The organism is Marinobacter sp. LQ44 (genome assembly GCF_001447155.2).
In the GTDB taxonomy this organism is placed as follows: Bacteria; Pseudomonadota; Gammaproteobacteria; order Pseudomonadales; family Oleiphilaceae; genus Marinobacter.
Genome location: NZ_CP014754.1, coordinates 3,370,543 through 3,394,135, shown reverse-complemented (window position 1 = coordinate 3,394,135; position 23,593 = coordinate 3,370,543). Strand labels below are relative to the sequence as shown.

The 23,593-nt window shown below is 55.5% G+C and carries 19 protein-coding genes, 2 tRNA genes and 3 rRNA genes; 3 read left to right on the top strand and 21 right to left on the bottom strand.

Annotated features, from left to right (window positions below; translation table 11 throughout):
* Nucleotides 1–26 precede the first annotated feature (26 nt).
* Nucleotides 27–905, bottom strand: coding sequence for a 16S rRNA (cytidine(1402)-2'-O)-methyltransferase (gene rsmI / locus ASQ50_RS15585; RefSeq protein WP_058091017.1), 879 nt, complete (start codon nucleotides 903–905; stop codon nucleotides 27–29).
* Between the two features lie 151 nt (nucleotides 906–1,056).
* On the opposite strand from rsmI, the gene ASQ50_RS15580 reads away from it, so the two are divergent.
* From ASQ50_RS15580 to ASQ50_RS15570, 3 genes are read left to right on the top strand one after another with little or no spacing between them, the layout of a single operon-like run.
* Nucleotides 1,057–2,931, top strand: a complete 1,875-nt coding sequence (locus tag ASQ50_RS15580) for a penicillin-binding protein activator (protein ID WP_068351562.1) — start codon at nucleotides 1,057–1,059, stop codon at nucleotides 2,929–2,931.
* 12 nt (nucleotides 2,932–2,943) lie between these two features.
* Nucleotides 2,944–3,309, top strand: a complete 366-nt coding sequence (locus ASQ50_RS15575; protein ID WP_058091018.1) for a YraN family protein — start codon at nucleotides 2,944–2,946, stop codon at nucleotides 3,307–3,309.
* An 8-nt stretch (nucleotides 3,310–3,317) separates the two neighbouring features.
* A complete protein-coding gene (locus ASQ50_RS15570; protein WP_058091019.1) occupies nucleotides 3,318–3,908 on the top strand; it encodes an SIS domain-containing protein in 591 nt (196 codons plus the stop codon).
* A gap of 76 nt (nucleotides 3,909–3,984) precedes the next feature.
* On the opposite strand, the gene ASQ50_RS15565 is transcribed toward ASQ50_RS15570, so the two are convergent.
* The 20 genes from ASQ50_RS15565 to msrP all read right to left on the bottom strand — a co-directional run bounded on the left by ASQ50_RS15565 (nucleotide 3,985) and on the right by msrP (nucleotide 23,588).
* The gene (locus ASQ50_RS15565) at nucleotides 3,985–5,469 is read right to left on the bottom strand and encodes an IS1182 family transposase (protein ID WP_076657121.1); all 1,485 of its coding nucleotides are present in this window, start codon (nucleotides 5,467–5,469) and stop codon (nucleotides 3,985–3,987) included.
* 99 nt (nucleotides 5,470–5,568) lie between these two features.
* Nucleotides 5,569–5,979: a ClpXP protease specificity-enhancing factor gene (locus ASQ50_RS15560; RefSeq protein ID WP_197463856.1), complete on the bottom strand. Its 411-nt coding sequence runs from the start codon at nucleotides 5,977–5,979 to the stop codon at nucleotides 5,569–5,571.
* Nucleotides 5,980–6,036: 57 nt separating this feature from the next.
* Entirely contained in the window at nucleotides 6,037–6,666 is a 630-nt protein-coding gene (locus tag ASQ50_RS15555) for a glutathione S-transferase N-terminal domain-containing protein (RefSeq protein ID WP_058092414.1), read from the bottom strand.
* 105 nt (nucleotides 6,667–6,771) lie between these two features.
* The gene (locus tag ASQ50_RS15550; protein WP_058092413.1) at nucleotides 6,772–7,527 is read right to left on the bottom strand and encodes a cytochrome c1; all 756 of its coding nucleotides are present in this window, start codon (nucleotides 7,525–7,527) and stop codon (nucleotides 6,772–6,774) included.
* A complete protein-coding gene (locus tag ASQ50_RS15545; protein ID WP_058092412.1) occupies nucleotides 7,527–8,759 on the bottom strand; it encodes a cytochrome b in 1,233 nt (410 codons plus the stop codon). Before ASQ50_RS15545 ends, ASQ50_RS15550 begins: the two co-directional genes overlap by 1 nt.
* Nucleotides 8,759–9,352 (bottom strand): ubiquinol-cytochrome c reductase iron-sulfur subunit, encoded by a 594-nt coding sequence (gene petA, locus ASQ50_RS15540; protein ID WP_058092411.1) that lies wholly within the window; start codon nucleotides 9,350–9,352, stop codon nucleotides 8,759–8,761. The genes ASQ50_RS15545 and petA overlap by 1 nt, the downstream gene beginning before the upstream one ends.
* A gap of 237 nt (nucleotides 9,353–9,589) precedes the next feature.
* Nucleotides 9,590–9,982, bottom strand: coding sequence for a 30S ribosomal protein S9 (rpsI, locus tag ASQ50_RS15535; protein ID WP_058092410.1), 393 nt, complete (start codon nucleotides 9,980–9,982; stop codon nucleotides 9,590–9,592).
* Between the two features lie 12 nt (nucleotides 9,983–9,994).
* Nucleotides 9,995–10,423 carry a 50S ribosomal protein L13 gene (gene rplM / locus ASQ50_RS15530; RefSeq protein WP_022988664.1) on the bottom strand — a complete coding sequence of 143 codons (429 nt, stop codon included), beginning with the start codon at nucleotides 10,421–10,423 and terminating at the stop codon, nucleotides 9,995–9,997.
* Nucleotides 10,424–10,642: 219 nt separating this feature from the next.
* Entirely contained in the window at nucleotides 10,643–11,410 is a 768-nt protein-coding gene (locus ASQ50_RS15525) for a TatD family hydrolase (RefSeq protein ID WP_058092409.1), read from the bottom strand.
* A gap of 19 nt (nucleotides 11,411–11,429) precedes the next feature.
* Entirely contained in the window at nucleotides 11,430–13,010 is a 1,581-nt protein-coding gene (gene prfC / locus ASQ50_RS15520) for a peptide chain release factor 3 (RefSeq protein WP_058092408.1), read from the bottom strand.
* A gap of 61 nt (nucleotides 13,011–13,071) precedes the next feature.
* Nucleotides 13,072–13,551, bottom strand: a complete 480-nt coding sequence (rimI, locus tag ASQ50_RS15515; protein ID WP_058092407.1) for a ribosomal protein S18-alanine N-acetyltransferase — start codon at nucleotides 13,549–13,551, stop codon at nucleotides 13,072–13,074.
* On the bottom strand, nucleotides 13,551–14,360 hold the full coding sequence (locus tag ASQ50_RS15510) for a hypothetical protein (RefSeq protein ID WP_058092406.1): 810 nt from the start codon (nucleotides 14,358–14,360) through the stop codon (nucleotides 13,551–13,553). The genes rimI and ASQ50_RS15510 overlap by 1 nt, the downstream gene beginning before the upstream one ends.
* A 42-nt stretch (nucleotides 14,361–14,402) precedes the next feature.
* Complete coding sequence (locus tag ASQ50_RS15505; protein ID WP_058092405.1) at nucleotides 14,403–15,953, bottom strand: 2-isopropylmalate synthase; 1,551 nt, start codon at nucleotides 15,951–15,953, stop codon at nucleotides 14,403–14,405.
* A 113-nt stretch (nucleotides 15,954–16,066) separates the two neighbouring features.
* Nucleotides 16,067–16,180, bottom strand: a 5S ribosomal RNA gene (gene rrf, locus ASQ50_RS15500).
* 106 nt (nucleotides 16,181–16,286) lie between these two features.
* A 23S ribosomal RNA gene (locus tag ASQ50_RS15495) occupies nucleotides 16,287–19,178 on the bottom strand.
* A gap of 344 nt (nucleotides 19,179–19,522) precedes the next feature.
* Nucleotides 19,523–19,598, bottom strand: a tRNA-Ala gene (locus tag ASQ50_RS15490).
* A 124-nt stretch (nucleotides 19,599–19,722) separates the two neighbouring features.
* Nucleotides 19,723–19,799 (bottom strand) — tRNA-Ile (locus tag ASQ50_RS15485).
* A gap of 240 nt (nucleotides 19,800–20,039) precedes the next feature.
* Nucleotides 20,040–21,580: ribosomal RNA gene (locus ASQ50_RS15480) — 16S ribosomal RNA — on the bottom strand.
* The 16S, 23S and 5S rRNA genes sit together here with 2 tRNA genes alongside, the layout of an rRNA operon.
* A gap of 413 nt (nucleotides 21,581–21,993) precedes the next feature.
* On the bottom strand, nucleotides 21,994–22,617 hold the full coding sequence (locus ASQ50_RS15475; RefSeq protein ID WP_058091319.1) for a sulfite oxidase heme-binding subunit YedZ: 624 nt from the start codon (nucleotides 22,615–22,617) through the stop codon (nucleotides 21,994–21,996).
* Nucleotides 22,617–23,588, bottom strand: a complete 972-nt coding sequence (msrP, locus tag ASQ50_RS15470; RefSeq protein ID WP_058091318.1) for a protein-methionine-sulfoxide reductase catalytic subunit MsrP — start codon at nucleotides 23,586–23,588, stop codon at nucleotides 22,617–22,619. Before msrP ends, ASQ50_RS15475 begins: the two co-directional genes overlap by 1 nt.
* Between the last annotated feature and the right edge of the window lie 5 nt (nucleotides 23,589–23,593).

The window sequence follows — 23,593 nt, the reverse complement described above, 5'->3', positions numbered from 1 at the left end:
CCCCGCATTCGCCACCATGCAAGACCTTAATGATCTTTCAGCTCCAGCGCACGCTGGTACAACTCATTTTTACCCAGCCCACTGACTTCCGCCGCAATCCGGGCCGCCTTTTTCACCGGCAGCTCCTTGATCAGCAACCCCAGCAGTTTATCGACATCCAGTGCAGAGGCTTCTCCGGCGGGTGTCGGCGCCGCGCCGCGAATCATCACCACAAACTCACCCCGGGCGCCATGAGGGTCACCCTGCAGCTGTTCAAGCACCTGATCCGCGCGACCACTATAGAACGTCTCAAAGGCCTTGGTCAGCTCCCGCCCCAACACACACTCCCGGTCACTCCCCAACACTTCAGTCAGGTCTTTCATGAAATCGATAATGCGATGTGGCGACTCATAGAACACCAGAGTGGCCGGTTCCTGCGCCAATTCCTTTAACGCGGCCTGCCGACCCGAGCGTTTGGCTGGCAAAAAGCCCGCGAACAGAAATCGGTCGGTCGGCAGCCCCGCCACAGACAGCGCAGCAACCAGCGCACACGGGCCAGGCACCGGCGACACCCGGTAACCCGCCGCGCGAACCTCGCGAACCAGCAAGTAACCTGGGTCCGAGATCAGCGGTGTGCCGGCATCAGACACCAATGCCACCTGCTGCCCTGCGGCCAGTACATCCAGAATACCGGCTACCCGAGCACGCTCATTGTGGTCATGCAGCGCCATCATCTGTTTGCTCAACCCGAGATGCTGAAGCAAACGCCCTGAATGGCGGGTATCCTCGGCAGCCACCAGGTCGACCTTCGCCAAGGTCTGACGAGCCCTGTCAGAAAGATCGTCCAGATTACCAATTGGCGTTGCCACCACGTAGAGAACACCATCCATCTCTTTCCGGACATTTTCCGAACCGGACATACACATACTCCCACCGATAGAGAACAGGAGCCGCATCACTCCCGTGCAACCCGGCGCCCATGACAGGCATGTCATGTGAAATGGGCCGGGAGCTGGTAAACTTGCCACCAATAAAGCGGCACCACAAGCCTAATGATCCGGAGACTCCGAGCCTGCCATGACTAAATACCGCAGCCATCGAACACCTTTTGCCCTGATCACCCTGGTCATCCTTCTGACTGCGGGTTGCGCCACCGTCAACCTCGACAGCCAGGTGGCAGAGACACCAGAGCGCGCACTCGAACTTGCTGCCAGCGAAAGAGACCCCGTGACAGCACAGCGTTACCTGCTACGGATTGCCAGCAATTTCCAGGACCAGGGCAACCACAAGGCGGCGCGTCAGATCCTCCGCAGCCAGCAGCTGGACACTATCGACAGCCAGCTAACCGGCCAGAAATTGCTGCTGTCCATGGCCAGCGCTGTCGAACTCCAAGACAGCGAGTGGGCAACTGTACTGGTCGGCAATCTGTCACCAGACCATTTCCTTGGCTATCCGTCAGACATCATGGCAAGAGCGGCGCAATTACAAGCGCAGGCGTTCGCCCTCGATGATGATCAATTGTCCGCGGCGCTCACCCTGATGCTGCTTAGCCAGACTGACACCCAGAGTAACCCACAGGACACCCACAATCAGATCTGGCAATACCTCAGGACAATCCCGGGGCAGGCGCTGAATGAGGCCTCAGCAACAGCCATCGGCTTCGAAGAACAGGGCTGGTTGGAGTTGGCCACCACCTTGCGCGCACGCGACGTCGGCCTGGACGAACAGGGGCGCCTGATCAGGGCCTGGCAGAACAACTGGCCAGGGCACCCTGCAGCACAAATCCTGCCGACAGACCTGCGCCTGTTGTCGGAACTCGCCACCAGCCGGCCGGAGCGCATTGTACTGGCGCTTCCCCTGCAAGGATCACTGGCAAGTGCCGGGCGCGCAATCCGGGACGGCTTCCTCGCCGCCTACTTCAGTGATGACAGCGCGGACCGCAGCAAAACCGACATCCGCATTGTCGACACCTCCAGCAAACCTTTTACGGCGCTGTATGAGGAGCTGGCTGGCCAGAACATCGACCTGATCGTTGGCCCCCTCGAGAAAGACGCACTGGCAAGCCTGAGCTCGAGAAACACGCTCGCGGTCCCAGTACTCGGTCTAAACTACCTGCCAGCGGACAGCCGGGTGCCCGACGGGCTTTACCAATTCGGCCTGTCTGCGGAGGATGAAGCACGGCAGATTGCCGACCAACTGGCAGCACAGTCGCTCCGCCAGATCCTCGTGCTCATTCCCCGGGGTGAATGGGGTGATCGCGTGGAACAGGCATTGCTTCAACGCATGGCCAATAATAACGGCACCGTCCTGGACATCGAGCGGTTTTTCCCGGAGGACAACTTCCGGTCAGTGACCGCCGATCTGCTCGGTGTCACCACATCCCGTCAGCGGGCGATTCAGGTTGAACGAACCATTGGCCAGAACGTCGAATTTGAGCCCCGTCGCCGCCAGGATGCCGAGGCCATTGTGCTGGTTGCGCAACCTACCGTGGCACGCCAGTTCAATCCGCTGTTTGCGTTCTATTTCTCCGGTGACCTGCCGGTATATTCCCCATCCATTGTCTACGAGGGCACCCCGGACCCGGGGCGTGACCGCGACCTTAACCGGGTGACGTTTACTGACATCCCCTGGATCCTGGCCGAAGACAATCCGCTGCGAACCCAGGCTGAGCAGAATCTCAGCGGCACCCGGGGCCAGTTGGGCCGGCTGTTTGCCATGGGGGCCGACGCCTGGCAATTGAGCAAGCGACTGCCACTTCTACGGCAAGTTGAAGGCGCCGCCATTGATGGCCAGACGGGCACCCTCACCATGACCCCGGATGGCGCCATCCATCGCCATCAACTTTGGGCACAGTTCCAGAATGGGCGCCCGGTCCTCGCCCCGGAACTCAACCAGATTCCTACCCTGGAAGACTCCCGGGGGACTGAACAAGGCGACAGCCAACGCCTGTAGAGGACACAAGCCATGGAAGGCAAGCGCGCCATAGGAAGTCACTACGAAGGGGTAGCCGCCCGCTATCTGATGAAAAACGGTATTACCATTCTGGAGCAGAACGTTTACAACCGGGGCGGAGAACTTGACCTGATTGGCCAGGACGGCGATACCCTGGTGTTCTTCGAGGTTCGCTATCGCGGCGATGGCAGCCTGGTCGATCCAGCAAGCTCCATCACCTATGGCAAGCAGCGACGACTGCTCCGGGCTGCCTCTTATTACCTGCACAGGCACGGCTTGTGGAACATCGCCTCCAGAATTGACGTCGTCGCGATCATGCCGGGTACGGTGCGCAAATACCGGGTACAATGGATCAAAAATGCAATCCAGGCAGAATAACCGAACCAATGACCGACACTGCACAAAAGATCAACCAGTGGTTTGCCAACCACATGGAACAGACTGCCCAGGCCGCCAGCACCGCCGGGCCAGATATCGAGGATGTAGCAGACGCCTTTGTAAATACCCTGCTGCAGGACGGCAAGCTCATCGCCTGTGCCAATGGCAACGCCAATATCCTCGCCCAGTATTTCTGCACGGCACTGCTGAACCGCTTTGAGCAGGACCGTCCGGCACTGCCTGCCATCAATCTCGGCGCAGATGCCACCACCTATTCGGCCATATGCAGGGATAATCGGTTCAACGACACTTTCTCCCGACAGGTTCGCGCCATCGGCAAGCCCGGCGACCTGTTGTTTGTCATTGTCGATGACGGGCACAAGGCCAACCTCATCCAGGCCATCCAGGCCGCCCACGACCGGGAGATGCAGGTGGTGGTACTGAGCGCCCGGGAAAAATCAGACATTACCTCTCTGATGCACCCGGAAGATCATGAAATTGCCCTGAATGACCTTGCCCCCCACGAAGCCACACCGTTAATGTTGCTGATCATCAACACCTTATGCGACCTGGTTGACCACAAACTGTTTGGCGGATAACAAAAAAGCCGGCTTTCGCCGGCTCAGATTGCTGACGAACCCCGGTTTTTCCGGGGTTCGTTGCGTTTGGACGCTGTTAAATTCCGTTGGCGATGGATTGAGTCCAATAATCCCGACCGGATTCCCAACACTCCAGATCGGCCAGTTTTTGGGCCCATTCCCGGATGGGCCTCTGTAACCCAGGTATACCAAGGGATTTGAGCCATAAAAGACGCGCCAGGATCTGCGCGATCTTCTTCATATTCTGGGCAGCGGCGGCCAACAGGCACTGTTCACGCACTTTCGAGAGCCCTCGCAATCGAGCGTAACGATGACCATGCAACTGTTTGGCATCGGCGAACGACCGCTCCACGGTTTCCTGTCGTCGTTTGTAGAGCGCCTTGCCCCACGGGGTTAACCGGTAACTATCTGTTCGGTCTTTGCTGTCCTGCCAGACATGCCGGGTAAGCACTTTGACGTGGTTGGCGCTGCGCGTGCATTGGCTTAATAGTGGGCAGTCTTTGCAGTGAGCCGGATTGGACTTGTACTCACGGTAGCCCAGCCGATTGGTCGTGGCGTAGATCAGTTGCTGACCTTGCGGGCAGCGATACGTATTCGCTTCAGCGTCATAGGTGAAGGCCCGCTTTGGGAGATAGCCCTTGGGCTTGTTTGGTCGCCGGTAACCCATGACCCCATAGATGCCCCGGTCTTCCAGGCCCTTGCAGATACCTGCCGTGTAGTAACCCGCATCCAGGCCTACACCCCAGACATCGAAGCCAAATCGCTCACATTGTCGATCGAGCCGGTCGAGGTAGGGGCGGCTGTCGTGCAGGTTGGCCGGCGTGGCGTAGCTGTCGGTGATGATGGCGTTGCGGCCATCGACGGTGCGGTGATCAAGGTAGAAGAAGCCCTTGGGCTTGCCTTCCCGAACCATATAGCCACTGTCCGGATCGGTACGGCTGATCTTGGTGTCTTTGGTCTTGGCTGGCTGCTCGGACAGCTTCGTTTTCAAGGGCTTTTTGCCCTGGGCTTTGCGATCGCCTTCGATGGCATCTTCCAGGCTGTTCAGGTAGGCCGCCACCTTCTCCTCCGCCTGTTTCAGATCGTACTTGTTCTTGTTGGCGTTGGCCTTGAGGTGCGTGCTGTCGGTGTACAACACTTCGCCGCCCACGAGGCCATAGCCCATGGCTTGGAGCACGATCTCATCAAAGATGTCCTGATAGATGGTAGTGTCCTGGAACCGCCGCCGGCGGTTCTGGCTCAGAGTAGAGGCGTCCGGAATCTTGTCGGTCAGGTTGAAGCGCAAGAACCAACGATAGGCCACGTTAACCTGTATCTCCCGCACCAGCTGACGCTCACTGCGAATGCCGAACAGATAGCCCAGAAACAGCATCTTGAACAGCACCACCGGATCGAGTGCCGGCCGACCATTGTTCGAGCAGTACAAATGTCGAACCCGGTCACGAATAAATTCGAAATCGATGTACTGATCAATGTTGCGGAGAAGGTGGTTGTCGGGGACCAGCGATTCGAGACTGACCATCTCGAGTTCGTGTTGTTGCGGGGACGGCTCTTTGAGCATGGGGCAGCCTCTGAAAAGTCGATACCCCAATTACAACAAACCCCCGCCGAAATGGCGAGGGTTTGTCAGCAGTCTGAGCCGGCTTTCGCCGGCTTTTTTTTATTTCACCACTTTCAGGGTTGGTCGCCCACTCGGGCGCTCATCTGAGCGCCTGCCCGTCGGAGCATCTGTATCCGCCCCGCCATCAGGATCCGGCGAACCCGGCTCACTGCCGAACACCATACCTTCACCATTTTCCTTGGCGTAGATAGCCATGACCGCCTGCAACGGAATAAACACCTGCATGGGCACACCGCCAAAGCGCGCGCTGAACTCCAGCGCGCCATTACCGATCACCAATCCCCGAACCGCGCCAGGGCTGATATTCAGGACGATCTGACCATTGGCGACATGTTCTGTCGGCACCTGAACACCCTGCACACCCGCGTCGACCACGATGTAAGGGGTACAGTCGTTATCCAGAATCCACTCATTGAGGGATCGTACCAGGTATGGACGGCTAGACGTCATAGTGACACTCATATCAGGCACTGCAACCACTCCTGCCCCGCCATGCGGGCTTGCCGATCAGCTTCGGATGTCTTCTTCCAGGTCTGAAAGGCTTGCCTTGAAACCTTCCCGGGCAAAGATGCTGTCCATGTATTTCTGAATAGGCTTGGCCTGCTTGTCACTCAGATCAATGCCCAGCGCCGGCAGGCGCCAGAGAATTGGCGCGATGCAGCAATCCACGATAGTGAACTCTTCTGACAGGAAGAACGGCATTTCCGCAAACAGAGGCGCTGTTGCCAGCAGACTCTCTTTCAGCTCTTTACGAGCCGCATCTGCCGCTTTGCCCGTCGGCTGCGCCAGAACCTGATCAACCAGGCCACACCAGTCTTTCTGAATACGGTGAATCATCAGGCGACTATTGGCCCGCGCGACCGGGTATACCGGCAACAATGGCGGGTGCGGGAAACGTTCGTCCAGGTACTCCATCATGATGTTGGGCTCGTACAGAACGAGATCCCGATCCACCAGAGTAGGCAGGGCGTTATACGGATTCAGGTCCGCCAATTCTCCAGGCGGGTTGTCCGGATCCACGTCTACGATATCAACGGTTACACCCTTTTCAGCCAAAACAATGCGAACACGGTGGCTGTAATGACTGGCCGGATCCGAGAAAAACGTCATTGATGACCGCTTGGTCACAACGCCCATATAGCTACCTCACGATTCTAAAAATCGAAACAATCCACAAACGCAAAATTCCAGCGGACCTTACCGACCCGCTGGAATTCAGGATACGGGATTATACCCTAAATCTTAGTGCACGTCTTTCCAGTACTCGCGGTTAAGCAGGTACGCAAAGATGAAGAAGATCGCCACAAAGATCAGCACGAAAATCCCCAGACGCTCACGCTCGACCTTCACCGGATCCCCCATGTAAGACATGAAGTTGGTCAGGTCCCACATGGCACGGTCAAAGTCTGCACCCGACATATTGCCTTCGATGGCATATTCCGGACAGACATCCGCGTTATTGATGTTACCACTAAGCGGCTCAACCGAGGCGCCGACACCAATCTTCGGCTCGACGGCACACAGACCCTGCATCTCGACCATCACATGGGGCATACCAACGTTGGCGAATACCACGTTGTTCACACCCAGTGGGCGAGTGTCATCCTGGTAGAAACCTCGCAGGTACGAGTACACCCAGGATTCACCACGCACACGCGTGACCAGAGTCAGGTCAGGTGGCGGAGCACCGAACCAGCCGGCAGCCATATCCTTACTCATGGAGATCTGCATCAACTCACCGATCTTGGCACCAGTGAAGATCAGGTTCTCCTCGTAGAGTTCCGCCGGAATCTCCAGGTCATCCGACACCCGCTTGTAACGGGCGTATTCCATGGAGTGGCAACCCATGCAGTAGTTGGTGAACAATGCCACGCCCCGCTGCAGTGATTCCTTGTTGGTGTGATCCGGCTTCATGGTGTCGAGAGGACCGCCGGGAGCAGCCGCCAGCCCGAGAGCCGGCAGGATTGCGATGAAAAGACCAAAAATCAGCTTTCTCATTATCCTGTCACCCTCTCTGGTACTGGCTTGGTTTTTTCCATGCGCGTGTAGAACGGCATGAGAATGAAGTACAGGAAGTACAGCACTGTCAGAATCTGGGCGACGATGGTACGACCCTCGGTGGCCGGAACGATACCCAGATAGCCCAGGACGATAAAGCTGACGACAAAGATGGCCAGCGCAACCTTACTCATCCAGCCCTTGTAGCGGATAGACCGCACCGGGCTCTTGTCGAGCCATGGCAGCACGAACAGGATGGCAATTGCTGCACCCATCACAACCACACCCCAGAACTTGGCATCGAGACCAAAGAGATCAACGGTTACCGCACGAAGCATTGCGTAGAACGGAGTGAAGTACCATACCGGTGCGATGTGTGCCGGCGTCTTCAGACTGTTCGCAGGTTCGAAGTTCGGCTTCTCCAGGAACAGGCCGCCCATCTCCGGGAAGTAAAACACAACGATGAAGAAGATGAAGAAGAAGACCGCCACACCCAACAGGTCATGTACGGTGTAGTACGGGTGGAACGGAATGCCGTCTTTGGGAATACCGTTTTCGTCCTTGTTCTTCTTGATATCAATACCGTCAGGGTTGTTAGAACCCACTTCGTGCAGCGCCAGAATGTGCAGCACCACCAGACCGAGCAGTACGATCGGCAATGCAACCACGTGCAGGGCAAAGAAGCGGTTCAGGGTAATACCGGAAATCAGGTAGTCACCACGAATCCACAGAGACAGGTCTTCACCAATTACCGGAATTGCACCGAACAGGTTAACGATAACCTGAGCACCCCAGTAAGACATCTGACCCCAGGGCAGCAGGTAGCCCATGAATGCCTCTGCCATCAGCACCAGGTAGATCAGCATGCCGAAGATCCAGATCAGCTCACGCGGCTTCTGGTACGAGCCGTACATCAGACCACGGAACATGTGCAGATAGACCACCACAAAGAACGCTGACGCGCCGGTGGAGTGCAGATAACGAAGCAGCCAGCCCCACTCGACATCACGCATGATGTACTCAACGGAAGCAAACGCACCTTCCGCAGACGGATTATAGCTCATGGTCAGCCAGATTCCGGTGACCAGCTGGTTCACCAACACCAGCATGGCAAGCGAACCGAAGAAGTACCACATATTGAAGTTCTTCGGAGCGTAATACTTACCTACATGCTTGTTCCAAGCATCGACAACCGGCAGACGCTCGTCTACCCAATTAAGCAGTTTGTTCATTACGCTGCCTCCGGATCAAGACCAATGGTCATGGTCGCATCGTCATCAAACCGGTACGGCGGAACCTCAAGGTTCAGCGGAGCCGGCTGATTGGAGAACACACGACCGGACAAGTCGAATCGGGAGCCATGGCACGGACAGAAAAGACCACCCAACCATTCACTACCCAAGTCAGCCGGCGCCACTTCCGGGCGATAGCTTGGCACGCACCCCAAGTGCGTGCAGATACCCACCAGGACAATAAACTCCGGCTTGATGGACCGCTGTGCGCCGGTGATGTAAGCCGGTTGCTGAGGGTCTTCGGACTCAGGATCTTTCATTCGCGGAGACAGCTTTTCAATGTTCTCAAGCATCTCGTCGGTGCGCCGGATAATCCACACCGGCTTACCCCGCCATTCGACGGTAATCTGTTGTCCAGGTTCGATCTTGTCGACAGTTACGGTTACCGGAGCACCGGCCGCTTCCGCTTTCGCACTGGGATTCCAGGACGCCACGAAAGGGACCGCTGCACCGACGACGCCGACACCACCCACCACGGACGTTGCACCGATCAAAAACCGGCGTCGACCTTGGTTCACGTCGCCATTACTCATTATGGTTTTCTCCCATCAGGCGAGGCACAGACGCGGAAAAACCGGCACTGCGCTTCGAAAAGGACTTCACAACCCAAAAATATAAGCGCTGAAATGGTAATGAAATTACCCCTCGCTTACAAGCCGGAAAGGCTCAACTGAGAGCCTATCCCTGCGTCAGATCAAAAATCTGGCGACCTTCAAGGCATAAAAAAACCCGACCATAGGATCGGGTTTTTCCATCGGCAATGGCGCCGATTAACGCTTGGAGTACTGCGGACGCTTACGCGCCTTGCGCAGACCAACCTTCTTACGCTCAACCTTACGGGCGTCACGGGTTACGTAACCCGCTTTACGCAGCGCAGGGCGCAGAGTTTCGTCGTATTCCATCAGCGCACGAGTCAGACCATGGCGAATTGCGCCAGCCTGGCCACTGATACCACCGCCCTTTACGGTGATGGTGATGTCGAATCGATCAGCAGACTCAGCAACAACCAGCGGCTGACGAACGATCATGCGAAGAGTTTCACGACCGAAGAAATCTTCGATGGTGCGACCGTTAATGGAGATGTTACCGCTACCCGGCTTGATAAAGACGCGAGCCGTGGATGATTTGCGGCGACCAGTACCGTAATTTTGTGCTACAGACATATTCGCCTTCCGTTAGATGTCGAGTTCTTTGGGCTGCTGGGCGGCATGAGCATGCTCAGCGCCTGCGTACACTTTCAGCTTCTTGAACATGGCGCGACCAAGCGGACCCTTCGGAAGCATACCTTTTACGGCCTTCTGAATGATTTGCTCGGGAGCCTTGTCAACCAGCTTCTCGAAGTTGATGGATTTGATTCCACCCGGAAAGCCGGTATGGCTGTAATACATCTTTGCCGATGCCTTTTTGCCGGTAACCTTCACCTGGCTGGCATTGATAACAATGATGTAGTCGCCAGTGTCCACGTGAGGGGTATACTCAGGCTTATGCTTGCCCCGCAGACGAAGGGCGATTTCGGTTGACAGACGACCCAGCGTCTTGCCGGCTGCGTCTACAACGTACCAGTCACGTTTTACTGTTTCTGGTTTCGCACTCAGAGTCTTCATTGATTCCGCCTTGAACGCTATATAAGAAACGTTAAAAACCACCACCGGTAAATGCAAGGCATCCGGAGGAGGTTCATACCTGTATGTTGACGTCGCCACCATTCGGGGCTGAGATAGTGACATCGCCTTGAAAAGCCAGGGCGCGAAGTATACTCGAAGCAGTCAGGAAAACCAACCCTGCCTCACTGTGTTTCGTCAATCCCCTATTCTGCACTGGCATCAACACCAGCCGTACAACTGTCGAACGTTATCATACAAGGCTTCAGAGAGCGTTTCGGCCGACTCGGCCCTCAGCTCCGCCAACGCCTGCAGTACCCTCGGCAGGTAAATCGGTGAATTCTGTCCCTTGGCCACACCGGCCGGAGCCATGTCGGGCGCATCGGTCTCGATCACCAGGGCCTCGACCGGCAACCTGGCAATCGCATCGCGGGTTTTACGCGCCCGATCGTGGGTGATCACACCACCAACCCCGATATAACAGCCAAGATCCACCAGCTTTCTGGCTTGCTGGTAACTTCCGGAGAAGCCATGAACCAAGGCCCGGCCAGACCAACCGGAAGAGCGCAGCAACCCATGCACTTCATCATGGCTGCGCACCGAGTGAATGACCAACGGCAACTTCACCCTCGCGGCAATATCAACCTGCGCCTGGAACCAAGGCAATTGCGCGGCGAGTTCACCATGAAGAGCATCAAGGCCACATTCTCCCAGCGCTACGCAGCCCTCGGGGAGGTCGGCGAGCTGCGCCTCGAGGACAATCAGATCCTGCTCACTGTGCTCTCCAACAAACCAGGGATGAATTCCCAGGCAAATCCAGAGCCCCCTATCCGGTGAAGCCAGCGCCTGAACCCGCGCCCAGTCCGCCCGGCGAACACCCGGAATGACCAACGCCTCCACTCCCCGGCCTCTGGCCTCCGCCAACACCTGGTCACGAATCCCATCAAACTCGGGGAAGTCGAAATGGCAATGGGCATCAACCAGCTGCATGGAGTCCTCCGGTGGCCGATCAGTGTTCCCGGGTTTTATGGAACTGGATATCCGGATAACGTTCCTGAGCCAGATTCAGGTTGACCATGGTCGGTGCAATGTAGGCCAGCCGGTCACTGCCATCGAGGGCCAGGTTCTCCTGATTCTTGCGCTGGAACTCATCGAGTTTGCGCTCATCACTGCAGCTCACCCAGCGTGCAGTGGCAACATTGATCGGCTCGTAAACGGCCTCAACCTTGTATTCACTCTTGAGGCGACTAACCACCACATCGAACTGCAAGACGCCTACTGCACCAACAATCAGATCGTTGTTCTTCACCGGCCGAAACACCTGAACAGCACCCTCCTCAGAGAGCTGGATCAGGCCTTTCTGTAATTGCTTCGCCTTGAGCGGATCCTTCAGGCGGATACGGCGGAACAGCTCCGGCGCGAAGTTCGGAATGCCGGTGAACTTCATGTCATCGCCGGCGGTAAAGGTATCGCCCAACTGGATCGTACCGTGGTTGTGCAAACCGATAATATCGCCAGCGTATGCCTCCTCGGCATGTTCACGGTCACCCGCCATGAACGTCAGAGCGTCGGAGAACCTCACTTCTTTACCAATCCGCACATGGCGCGCCTTCATACCCTGATTATAGCGACCTGACACGATACGCAGGAACGCGACCCGGTCACGATGCTGTGGGTCCATGTTTGCCTGGATCTTGAATACAAAACCGGAAAAAGCATCCTCCGCCGGCTCGACCTTGCGCACATCCGTTTCGCGCCCCTGGGGCGCAGGCGCCCAGTCAACCAGGCCGTCCAGCATATGGTCCACACCGAAATTACCGAGTGCTGTACCAAAGAACACCGGGGTTAGTTGCCCGGCAAGGAATGCCTCATGATCAAACTCATGAGACGCACCCTTAACCAATTCAATTTCGTCACGCAGGTCAGCGGCATAGCCGTCAATCGCTTCATCGAGCTCGGGGTTATTCAGGCCTTTGACAACCCGCTTTTCCTGAATGGTGTGGCCCTGGCCAGTCTGATAGAGGATCACTTCATCCCGATACAAGTGGTAGACACCCTTGAAACTCTTGCCCATGCCAATCGGCCAGGTGATGGGGGCGCAGGCAATTTTTAGAACATCTTCCACTTCATCCATTAACTCGATCGGGTCCCGGGTGTCGCGATCCAGTTTGTTCATGAAGGTGATGATTGGCGTATCACGCAGGCGGGTCACTTCCATCAGCTTGATGGTGCGTTCCTCAACGCCCTTGGCGCTGTCGATAACCATCAGGCACGAATCAACCGCCGTCAGGGTCCGATAGGTATCCTCAGAGAAGTCTTCGTGACCTGGGGTATCCAACAGGTTGACCAGCTTGCCACCATAAGGAAACTGCATCACTGAGGTGGTGACCGAGATACCCCGCTCCTTTTCCATCTCCATCCAGTCGGACTTTGCGTGCTGGCCGGACTTCTTGCCCTTGACCGTTCCGGCTTTCTGAAGCGCCTGACCGAAGAGCAGCACTTTCTCGGTAATGGTGGTTTTACCGGCATCCGGGTGCGAGATAATCGCAAAGGTGCGGCGCTTGGCCACTTCCTGGGATAGGTTAGACATAAACAACGGAAACCTGATTGGGTTGGGTGAAAAGCGGTCTATTATACGGGGTAGCGTGGGGTCAGGTGAACCGATAGACCATTACGCGGGCATCTTCTCGTCCAGTGGCATCCGGGTAGTAGCCGGGCCTGCGGCCGATTTCCTCAAATCCCTCGCTGGCATACAACGCAGCCGCCGCTTCGTTGCTTTGCCGGACTTCCAGAATCATCTGTACCATTCCGTCCCGGATAGATTCAGCCACGGCGTAGCGCAACAAGTAACGGCCAGCTCCGTGACCCCGCAGGGCAGGATGCACGCAGACATTCAGCAGGTGAGCCTCATCAACCATATAGTTGACTACGGCATAACCGACCAACTCATCGCCTTGCATCAGCGCCCACAGTCGATATTGCGGCTTAAAACAGTCCTGGAATACAGACACCGGCCAGGGGTGAGAATACCCCAGGCGCTCCAGTTCCATCACTCGGGGGAGATCGGATTCCACGAGGCTGCGAACCGTCAGGTCCTGATTCTGAACCTGGCGAAGGATTTGTGTTGACATTAATCCTTCGCGCCCAGGGAGCGAATCTTTTGCCATAACTCTCGTTTCAATACCGGGTTACTTGCCAGGCCAGCAAGGGAGGCGTCAAACACCACTTCCGGGCCGCGACCCATAACGTCGGAAAGGATATTGGGCACCGCACCGGCCCCGGCTCCCAGACCAAGCGCTATGACAGACTTGCCAGTGGCAGGGACCAGCGCTTGCCGCAGTAAGCCCGTCAGATCTGCATCACTGTTGAGCGACACCCTCAGATTATTGAACAGTGGCCAGCGAATGACGTCTGACATGTCCAGGGTCTGCTCACCGAGACTGCGAAGAATGTTGCGAGCCAGTGCGTCCTGCATGCTGAAACTGGCTTCCTCGGAGAGATTGGCAAGCAAAAGAACTCTATCTCCCACCCAGAACTGCAGACACAGCCGAGCGATATCTTTGATCGAAGCAACCCGTGGGCTGACATTGGGCTGATTTTCACCCAACAGGTCTGCTGCCGAGTCTGGCTCGACGGAATCCACAACTTGCGACTCAGCCTCGGCCAGCGGCGCTGCTTTATCTGGTTTACCAGCGCCGGTCTCCATCAGATTCTTGAGTTGCGCCAGACGGTCTTTATTGCCGGGATCAACGGCAGGGCGAGTGGGCACGGCACGCTTGGTTGCCGGCGCATCAACAACGACCGGGGCTGGCTCGACTTCGGCAACGCCGAAATCATACTCCGGGCTTGGCGCCGCGCCAGGCAGCGGTGCGCGGGCATACCACAGATGAATGCCTGCGGCCCCGAGATAGAACTGCCTTTCCGCTTCTGTTCGGATCACGTCATGCCTCTGACCGGGGACAAGTGCCACATAACGTCACTATCAGACATCGGCCACCTGAGGGTGCTGACGAATACCACCTCTGGCAATCAGGTTCAACGCCTCGATATAGGCCTTTGCTGATGCGATGATGATATCAGTATCAGAGCCAACGCCATTGACAATACGCCCGCCACGCTCAAGGCGCACGGTCACTTCGCCCTGGGCATCGGTGCCACTGGTTATATTATTCACGGAATACAGCTGGAGATTACAGCCTGAATCAACCAGCGACTCAATCGCCTTGAATGTTGCATCCACCGGACCACTACCCTCGGCCTCAACCGTGTGTTCCTTGCCATCCATGGTCAGGGTCAGATGAGCCTTGGGTACAACACCGGTTTCCGAGCAGACCTGCATGCAGACGAGACCATAACGCCCCTCCTCGTCTTTCTGACGCGTGTCGCTGGCTATGGCCTGGAGATCTTCATCAAAAATCTCGTGCTTCAGATCAGCCAGGGCCTTGAAACGGGTAAACGCTTCATTCAGCTCGGACTCGGTATCGAACTGAATGCCCAGTTCCAGTAACCGGGTACGGAAGGCGTTACGACCGGAATGCTTACCCAGAACCAGGCTATTGGTATGCCAGCCCACGTCTTGCGCGCGCATAATCTCATAGGTTTCCCGGTGTTTGAGTACGCCATCCTGATGGATGCCGGACTCATGGGCAAAGGCATTGGCACCCACAATGGCCTTGTTCGGCTGTACCGGAAAACCGGTAATGGTCGACACAAGCCGGGACGCCGGCACGATGTGCTGGGTATCGATTCGTGTATCAATATTGAAGAGATCCTGACGGGTACGCACCGCCATCACGATTTCTTCCAGAGAAGCATTACCGGCACGCTCACCCAGACCGTTAATGGTGCACTCCACCTGGCGGGCACCACTGGTAACCGCAGCAAGAGAGTTAGCCACAGCCAGCCCCAGATCATTATGACAATGGACGGAAAAAATGGCTTTGTCAGCGTTGGGGATACGGTTCAATAGCTGTCGAATTGTTTCAGCGAACTGCTCGGGGATTGCATAACCGACAGTGTCTGGAATATTAATGGTTCGGGCGCCGGCATCAATCGCCGCTTCGATAATTCGGCATAGGAAATCCAGCTCGGAACGACCGGCGTCTTCACAGGAAAACTCCACGTCGTCGGTATGGCTACGAGCACGCTTTACCGCCCGAACCGCCTGCTCCACTACCTGATCCGGCTCCATCTGCAGCTTATGCTTCATATGGATCGGTGAGGTGGCAATAAAGGTATGGATACGGCCGCTGTCCGCTGGGCGGATGGCCTCCGCCGCACGATCAATATCTTTGTCCAGGGCACGAGCAAGACTACATATCGTGGAATCCTTGATGGTTTCTGCGATGGCCTTGACCGCTTCGAAGTCGCCCTGACTGGCAATTGCAAAGCCGGCCTCTATCACATCCACGCGCAATTTCTCGAGCACCTTGGCAATACGCAGCTTCTCGTTCTTGTTCATGGTGGCGCCAGGGCTCTGTTCGCCATCACGGAGAGTAGTGTCAAAAATGACCAGGTGATCAGTTGCGGCCATTGGAAGGCTCCCATCAAAACTTGGTTCGGATAATGGTAGGGAGTATATCACTTCTCCCGAGGCACAAATAAAAAAGCCCCAGCATCAAGGATGCTGGGGCTTTGGCATTAGGAGCCTGACGATGACCTACTCTCACATGGGCGAACCACACTACCATCGGCGCTGGTCTGTTTCACTTCTGAGTTCGGGATGGGATCAGGTGGTTCCAGACCGCTATGGTCGTCAGGCAAAACGGATGATCACTGGGAAGGACGAGATGGAACGTGATGTTGATTTCGTTTGAGCGTGGCTTTCGCGTTGCTCTGCGTTATCCGCAATTGTCTTGGGTGTTATATAGTCAAGCCGCACGAGCAATTAGTACTGGTTAGCTCAACGCCTCACAGCGCTTACACACCCAGCCTATCAACGTCCTGGTCTTGAACGGCTCTTCAGGAGGCTCAAGGCCTCAGGGAGATCTCATCTTGGAAGGGGCTTCCCGCTTAGATGCTTTCAGCGGTTATCCTGTCCGAACATAGCTACCGGGCAATGCGTCTGGCGACACAACCCGAACACCAGAGGTTCGTCCACTCCGGTCCTCTCGTACTAGGAGCAGCTTTCCTCAAATCTCCAACGTCCACGGCAGATAGGGACCGAACTGTCTCACGACGTTCTAAACCCAGCTCGCGTACCACTTTAAATGGCGAACAGCCATACCCTTGGGACCGGCTTCAGCCCCAGGATGTGATGAGCCGACATCGAGGTGCCAAACACCGCCGTCGATGTGAACTCTTGGGCGGTATCAGCCTGTTATCCCCGGAGTACCTTTTATCCGTTGAGCGATGGCCCTTCCATACAGAACCACCGGATCACTATGACCTACTTTCGTACCTGCTCGACGTGTCTGTCTCGCAGTCAAGCGGGCTTGTGCCATTACACTAACCGCACGATGTCCGACCGTGCTTAGCCCACCTTTGTGCTCCTCCGTTACGCTTTGGGAGGAGACCGCCCCAGTCAAACTACCCACCACACAGTGTCCTCAACCCCGATAAGGGGCCAGAGTTAGAACCTCAAACATGCCAGGCTGGTATTTCAAGGTTGGCTCCACCGGAACTGGCGTCCCGGGTTCAAAGCCTCCCAGCTATCCTACACAAGCATGCTCAAAGTTCACTGTGAAGCTATAGTAAAGGTTCACGGGGTCTTTCCGTCTAGCCGCGGATACACCGCATCTTCACGGCGATTTCAATTTCACTGAGTCTCGGGTAGAGACAGCGCCCCCATCGTTACGCCATTCGTGCAGGTCGGAACTTACCCGACAAGGAATTTCGCTACCTTAGGACCGTTATAGTTACGGCCGCCGTTTACCGGGGCTTCGATCAAGAGCTTCGCACGAGTGCTAACCCCATCAATTAACCTTCCGGCACCGGGCAGGCGTCACACCCTATACGTCCACTTACGTGTTTGCAGAGTGCTGTGTTTTTAATAAACAGTCGCAGGGGCCTGGTATCTTCGACCGGCTTCCGCTCCACCCGCAGGGGCTTCACGTACACACCGGCGTGCCTTCTCCCGAAGTTACGGCACCATTTTGCCTAGTTCCTTTACCCGAGTTCTCTCAAGCGCCTTGGTATTCTCTACCTGACCACCTGTGTCGGTTTGGGGTACGGTCTCGAATAGCCTGAAGCTTAGAAGATTTTCCTGGAAGCAGGGCATCAATGACTTCGCGCCCGTGGGCACTCGTCGTCGCGTCTCAGGATTGTGGACCCGGATTTGCCTAAGTCCACTCCCTACTCGCTTAAACCGGGACAACCGTCGCCCGGCTCACCTAGCCTTCTCCGTCTCTCCATCGCAGCTATCCAAGGTACGGGAATATTAACCCGTTTCCCATCGACTACACCTTTCGGTCTCGCCTTAGGGGCCGACTCACCCTGCGCCGATTAGCGTTGCGCAGGAACCCTTGGTCTTCCGGCGTGCGGGTTTTTCACCCGCATTGTCGTTACTCATGTCAGCATTCGCACTTCTGATACCTCCAGCATGCTTCTCAACACACCTTCGCAGGCTTACAGAACGCTCCCCTACCCCGCATACAATGTATGCAGCCGCAGCTTCGGTGACCAGTTTGAGCCCCGTTACATCTTCCGCGCAGGCCGACTCGACTAGTGAGCTATTACGCTTTCTTTAAAGGATGGCTGCTTCTAAGCCAACCTCCTAGCTGTCTGAGCCTTCCCACATCGTTTCCCACTTAACTGGTACTTTGGGACCTTAGCTGGCGGTCTGGGTTGTTTCCCTCTTCACGACGGACGTTAGCACCCGCCGTGTGTCTCCCGGATAGTACTCACAGGTATTCGGAGTTTGCATCGGGTTGGTAAGTCGAGATGACCCCCTAGCCGAAACAGTGCTCTACCCCCTGTGGTATTCGTCCGAGGCGCTACCTAAATAGCTTTCGGGGAGAACCAGCTATCTCCGGGCTTGATTAGCCTTTCACTCCGATCCACAAGTCATCCCCTGGCTTTTCAACGACAGTGGGTTCGGTCCTCCAGTGCCTGTTACGGCACCTTCAACCTGCTCATGGATAGATCGCCCGGTTTCGGGTCTATGCCCAGCGACTAATTCGCCCTATTCAGACTCGGTTTCCCTACGGCTCCCCTAAACGGTTAACCTCGCCACTGAACATAAGTCGCTGACCCATTATACAAAAGGTACGCCGTCACAGAACAAGTCTGCTCCGACTGCTTGTACGCATACGGTTTCAGGGTCTATTTCACTCCCCTCACAGGGGTTCTTTTCGCCTTTCCCTCACGGTACTGGTTCACTATCGGTCAGTCAGGAGTATTTAGCCTTGGAGGATGGTCCCCCCATGTTCAGTCAACGTTTCTCGTGCGCCGACCTACTCGATTTCACTGGACTCAGGTTTCGGATACGGGGCTATCACCCACTATGGCGGCACTTTCCAGAGCCTTCTCCTACCAGTTGTCCAGCTTAAGGGCTGGTCCCCGTTCGCTCGCCGCTACTTAGGGAATCTCGGTTGATTTCTTTTCCTCGGGGTACTTAGATGTTTCAGTTCCCCCGGTTCGCCTCTTACACCTATGGATTCAGTGTAAGATACCTAGCCGAAACTAGGTGGGTTTCCCCATTCAGAGATGTCCGGATCACAGCTCGTTTGCCAGCTCCCCGAACCTTATCGCAGGCTTCCACGTCTTTCATCGCCTCTGACTGCCAAGGCATCCACCGTATGCGCTTAGTTGCTTGACTATATAACCCCAAGACAACTGATCACGATTCAACATCCTTCACCAGGCAAGCCTGATAAAGAACCCTGTTTCGAGACAGCCACTTGAAGCAATAGAACAACCACTTCAACGACAACACCGGATAACGCTTGAAATCGCTATCACTTTGAACAGTTTCTCTCGGAGATAATGAGAGAAATCTATTCGTGTTCTATCTCGTCCAATTTGTTAAAGAGCAAATCTGACCCAGTGATCAGAAAGAAGGACTTCGCTTAACAACCGATGTCATTAAATCGAAATACTTGTTTCTGCACACTGCTAACCGGAGTTAGTCAGTTAGTTACGCATCGATCTTTTGGGCTTTTTTGGTGGAGCTGAGCGGGATCGAACCGCTGACCTCCTGCGTGCAAGGCAGGCGCTCTCCCAACTGAGCTACAGCCCCTCATCGAAACCACTCACCAAGCCGACCAGATGCCGTACTCGGAAAATCGTTCAGATCTAGGCGCTTTCAGGTGTAGCGTGCGAGTAGCACGTGAGCCTGGAAGCAACGACGAGCTGAGCGATTTTGGTGGGTCTGGGTGGACTTGAACCACCGACCTCACCCTTATCAGGGGTGCGCTCTAACCACCTGAGCTACAGACCCAATTATCACTGCATCTTGTGCCACCTGAGCTGCGTTGCAGCCTTCGTTCACTCGGTCACGTACTCATGTACGCTCCCTCGCTCTCTCAGCCTGCGCCTTGTCAGCTGTCACAATCTACAGCGCTAATGCCTGCTTCACGTTAACGTGACACAGTCATCGGGCCTGCATAGACCCTTTTGCTCTCTTTATTAGCCAACCAAGTAATTCGTGTGGACTCTGACCGAAGCATTCGGCTTCGTTTAAGGAGGTGATCCAGCCGCAGGTTCCCCTACGGCTACCTTGTTACGACTTCACCCCAGTCATGAACCACACCGTGGTAATCGTCCTCCCGAAGGTTAGACTAACTACTTCTGGTGCAATCCACTCCCATGGTGTGACGGGCGGTGTGTACAAGGCCCGGGAACGTATTCACCGCGACATTCTGATTCGCGATTACTAGCGATTCCGACTTCACGGAGTCGAGTTGCAGACTCCGATCCGGACTACGACGCGTTTTAAGGGATTGGCGCACTCTCGCGAGTTGGCAGCCCTCTGTACGCGCCATTGTAGCACGTGTGTAGCCCTGGCCGTAAGGGCCATGATGACCTGACGTCATCCCCACCTTCCTCCGGTTTGTCACCGGCAGTCTCCCTGGAGTTCTCAGCATTACCTGCTAGCAACCAGGGATAGGGGTTGCGCTCGTTACGGGACTTAACCCAACATCTCACGACACGAGCTGACGACGGCCATGCAGCACCTGTCTCAGAGTTCCCGAAGGCACCAATCCATCTCTGGAAAGTTCTCTGGATGTCAAGGCCAGGTAAGGTTCTTCGCGTTGCGTCGAATTAAACCACATGCTCCACCGCTTGTGCGGGCCCCCGTCAATTCATTTGAGTTTTAACCTTGCGGCCGTACTCCCCAGGCGGTCAACTTAGTGCGTTAGCTGCGCCACTAAGACTTCAAGAGTCCCAACGGCTAGTTGACATCGTTTACGGCGTGGACTACCAGGGTATCTAATCCTGTTTGCTCCCCACGCTTTCGCACCTCAGTGTCAGTGTTGGTCCAGGTAGCCGCCTTCGCCACTGGTGTTCCTTCCTATATCTACGCATTTCACCGCTACACAGGAAATTCCACTACCCTCTACCACACTCTAGTCAGACAGTTCGAAATGCCGTTCCCAGGTTAAGCCCGGGGCTTTCACATCTCGCTTATCAAACCACCTACGCGCGCTTTACGCCCAGTAATTCCGATTAACGCTTGCACCCTCCGTATTACCGCGGCTGCTGGCACGGAGTTAGCCGGTGCTTCTTCTGTGAGTAACGTCAATCCCAAAGGGTATTAACCTTTGAGCCTTCCTCCTCACTGAAAGTGCTTTACAACCCGAAAGCCTTCTTCACACACGCGGCATGGCTGGATCAGGGTTGCCCCCATTGTCCAATATTCCCCACTGCTGCCTCCCGTAGGAGTTCGGGCCGTGTCTCAGTCCCGATGTGGCTGATCATCCTCTCAGACCAGCTACGGATCGTCGCCTTGGTAGGCCTTTACCCCACCAACTAGCTAATCCGACTTAGGCTCATCCAGTAGCGCAAGGTCCGAAGATCCCCTGCTTTCTCCCGTAGGACGTATGCGGTATTAATCCGGGTTTCCCCGGGCTATCCCCCACTACTGGGCAGATTCCTAAGCATTACTCACCCGTCCGCCGCTCGTCAGCGGGGTGCAAGCACCCCCTGTTACCGCTCGACTTGCATGTGTTAAGCCTGCCGCCAGCGTTCAATCTGAGCCATGATCAAACTCTTCAGTTTAAATCATACAAGAACCCGTAAGCTCTTAATTCTTGCTCAAGACAAAACTCAATTTCGACGAGTCACTGTCCTGATATTTCGTATCCGAAATACCTCGGCCAGCGCCCACACGAATTACTTGGTTAACTTTTTAAAGAGCGTTTGAGCTGTTGCTCAATCAAGGCCGCGTATTCTACATCGTTCCGCTGCCCTGTCAACCGTTTATTTCGAAGAATTTTCAGATCAAATTTTCGAATACTTTCAAACAGTTGCTATCGTCTGGGAGGTTGCCGTCAGCGGCTTGTCCCTCAGAAGTGGTGCGCATTCTACAGGCGCCACGAAAACTGTCAACGCCCTTTTTCGAAAAACTTTCCCCTCATTCGGTTTCCACCTATGTCACTGTTCAATACGCGACCAAAACGCTTACTTTCCAATCAAACTCTGGACTTTCGCAAGGGAACCAACGAAGAAACACCAAGCCAGTATGCCCTGATAAACAGCAAAGCCAGAAGCAACAGCCCGTATACCACCATTTCGGTCACATCGCTCCTTGCCTGCCACAAAAAATGCAGCCAGGCGAAAATGGCCGACAGGTAGATCAAGCGGTGGACCGGCTTCCAGCGACGACCCATCCGCCTCATCATCGCTTTTGTTGAAGTTAATGCGAGCGGAATCATGAGGACGAAGGCGACTGCACCCAGGGCAATGTAAGGCCGGCGTGTGAAAGTCGCCCACAAATCACCCCAACCGAGAATCAACTGCAAGAACGCAAATACATGCAACACTGCGTAAAAGAAGGCAAACAAACCCAACATGCGCCGGTGGCGCAACCAACCGGGCCAGCCGGTCATTTTCTTCAAAGGCGTTATCAGAAGCGTCACAAGCAATAGCTGGAAGGCCGCAATACCCAGCCGCTCTGTTATCTCCTGGCCAGGATCCGGCCCTATTCGGCCAAGCACAACATCGGACACCAGCCATATCAGCGGCATCAAGGCGACGCAAAAGACGATAACTTTTGCCAAAACGCTTGATACCATTCGCTCAGCTGCAGGTAACATCAGTAGAACTTGGCCAGGTCCATCCCTTTGTAGAGATGGGCAACCTGCTCTTGGTAACCATTAAACATTCGGGTTTCCATCCAGTTCGGACGGAGCACACCTGAGGGCAAACGCCGTTCTCTCTTCTGACTCCAGCGCGGATGATCCACCTCAGGGTTTACGTTGGCATAGAATCCGTACTCACTTGGCGCGAGCAATTCCCAGGTCGTTTTAGGCTGCTCTTCCAGAAACCGAATCCGAACTATCGATTTAATACTCTTGAATCCGTACTTCCAGGGAACCACGAGGCGGATCGGGGCGCCATTCTGGTTAGGCAGGGTTTCGCCATAGAGACCAATAGCCAGGAAAGAAAGCTCGTTCATCGCCTCATCCATACGTAGCCCCTCCCTGTACGGCCAATCTATGGTACTGAACAGGGAGCGTTGCCCTCGCATCTGTTTTGGGTCATGCAGGGTTTCGAAGTACACATACTTCGCTCGCGAATTCGGCTCCAGGCGGTTCAACACTGCCGCTAACGGCACGCCAACCCAGGGAATCACCATCGACCAGGCCTCAACACAGCGGAGCCGGTAAATTCGCTCTTCATAGTCGTGGGGCTTCAGCAGATCTTCCAGGGCGTAACGACCTGGCCGGGCACACTCCCCATCAACCTCCACAGACCAGGGGTCCACAGACATCTCGTGGGCATACTTGGCAGGATCGCCCTTGCCGGTGCCAAACTCATAGAAATTATTGTACTTGGCTACTGCATCAAAGGGCGTTTTCTTCTCGTCGGTCGAGTACTCCGGCGCTTCACGGAAAGTCAGCGGTGTGGTTGTCGGGCTGTCACCTGCCCGCAAAAGGCCGGGCGCAGTGAGAGCTGCAGCAGAGGCAATGGCACCGGTCATGAATTTACGTCGGTTCAGGTAGACAGACCGGGGAGTGACTTCGGATTCGGGCAAAGACCAGGAAGGGCGCCGTTTGATAAGCATGGGCT

Excerpts from the sequence above, each read along its gene's own strand:
- rsmI (WP_058091017.1), bottom strand. The coding sequence starts at position 905 with ATGTGTATGTCCGGTTCGGAAAATGTCCGGAAAGAGATGGATGGTGTT.
- ASQ50_RS15580 (WP_068351562.1), top strand. The coding sequence starts at position 1,057 with ATGACTAAATACCGCAGCCATCGAACACCTTTTGCCCTGATCACCCTG.
- ASQ50_RS15575 (WP_058091018.1), top strand. The coding sequence starts at position 2,944 with ATGGAAGGCAAGCGCGCCATAGGAAGTCACTACGAAGGGGTAGCCGCC.
- ASQ50_RS15570 (WP_058091019.1), top strand. The coding sequence starts at position 3,318 with ATGACCGACACTGCACAAAAGATCAACCAGTGGTTTGCCAACCACATG.
- ASQ50_RS15565 (WP_076657121.1), bottom strand. The coding sequence starts at position 5,469 with ATGCTCAAAGAGCCGTCCCCGCAACAACACGAACTCGAGATGGTCAGT.
- ASQ50_RS15560 (WP_197463856.1), bottom strand. The coding sequence starts at position 5,979 with ATGACGTCTAGCCGTCCATACCTGGTACGATCCCTCAATGAGTGGATT.
- ASQ50_RS15555 (WP_058092414.1), bottom strand. The coding sequence starts at position 6,666 with ATGGGCGTTGTGACCAAGCGGTCATCAATGACGTTTTTCTCGGATCCG.
- ASQ50_RS15550 (WP_058092413.1), bottom strand. The coding sequence starts at position 7,527 with ATGAGAAAGCTGATTTTTGGTCTTTTCATCGCAATCCTGCCGGCTCTC.
- ASQ50_RS15545 (WP_058092412.1), bottom strand. The coding sequence starts at position 8,759 with ATGAACAAACTGCTTAATTGGGTAGACGAGCGTCTGCCGGTTGTCGAT.
- petA (WP_058092411.1), bottom strand. The coding sequence starts at position 9,352 with ATGAGTAATGGCGACGTGAACCAAGGTCGACGCCGGTTTTTGATCGGT.
- rpsI (WP_058092410.1), bottom strand. The coding sequence starts at position 9,982 with ATGTCTGTAGCACAAAATTACGGTACTGGTCGCCGCAAATCATCCACG.
- rplM (WP_022988664.1), bottom strand. The coding sequence starts at position 10,423 with ATGAAGACTCTGAGTGCGAAACCAGAAACAGTAAAACGTGACTGGTAC.
- ASQ50_RS15525 (WP_058092409.1), bottom strand. The coding sequence starts at position 11,410 with ATGCAGCTGGTTGATGCCCATTGCCATTTCGACTTCCCCGAGTTTGAT.
- prfC (WP_058092408.1), bottom strand. The coding sequence starts at position 13,010 with ATGTCTAACCTATCCCAGGAAGTGGCCAAGCGCCGCACCTTTGCGATT.
- rimI (WP_058092407.1), bottom strand. The coding sequence starts at position 13,551 with ATGTCAACACAAATCCTTCGCCAGGTTCAGAATCAGGACCTGACGGTT.
- ASQ50_RS15505 (WP_058092405.1), bottom strand. The coding sequence starts at position 15,953 with ATGGCCGCAACTGATCACCTGGTCATTTTTGACACTACTCTCCGTGAT.
- ASQ50_RS15475 (WP_058091319.1), bottom strand. The coding sequence starts at position 22,617 with ATGTTACCTGCAGCTGAGCGAATGGTATCAAGCGTTTTGGCAAAAGTT.
- msrP (WP_058091318.1), bottom strand. The coding sequence starts at position 23,588 with ATGCTTATCAAACGGCGCCCTTCCTGGTCTTTGCCCGAATCCGAAGTC.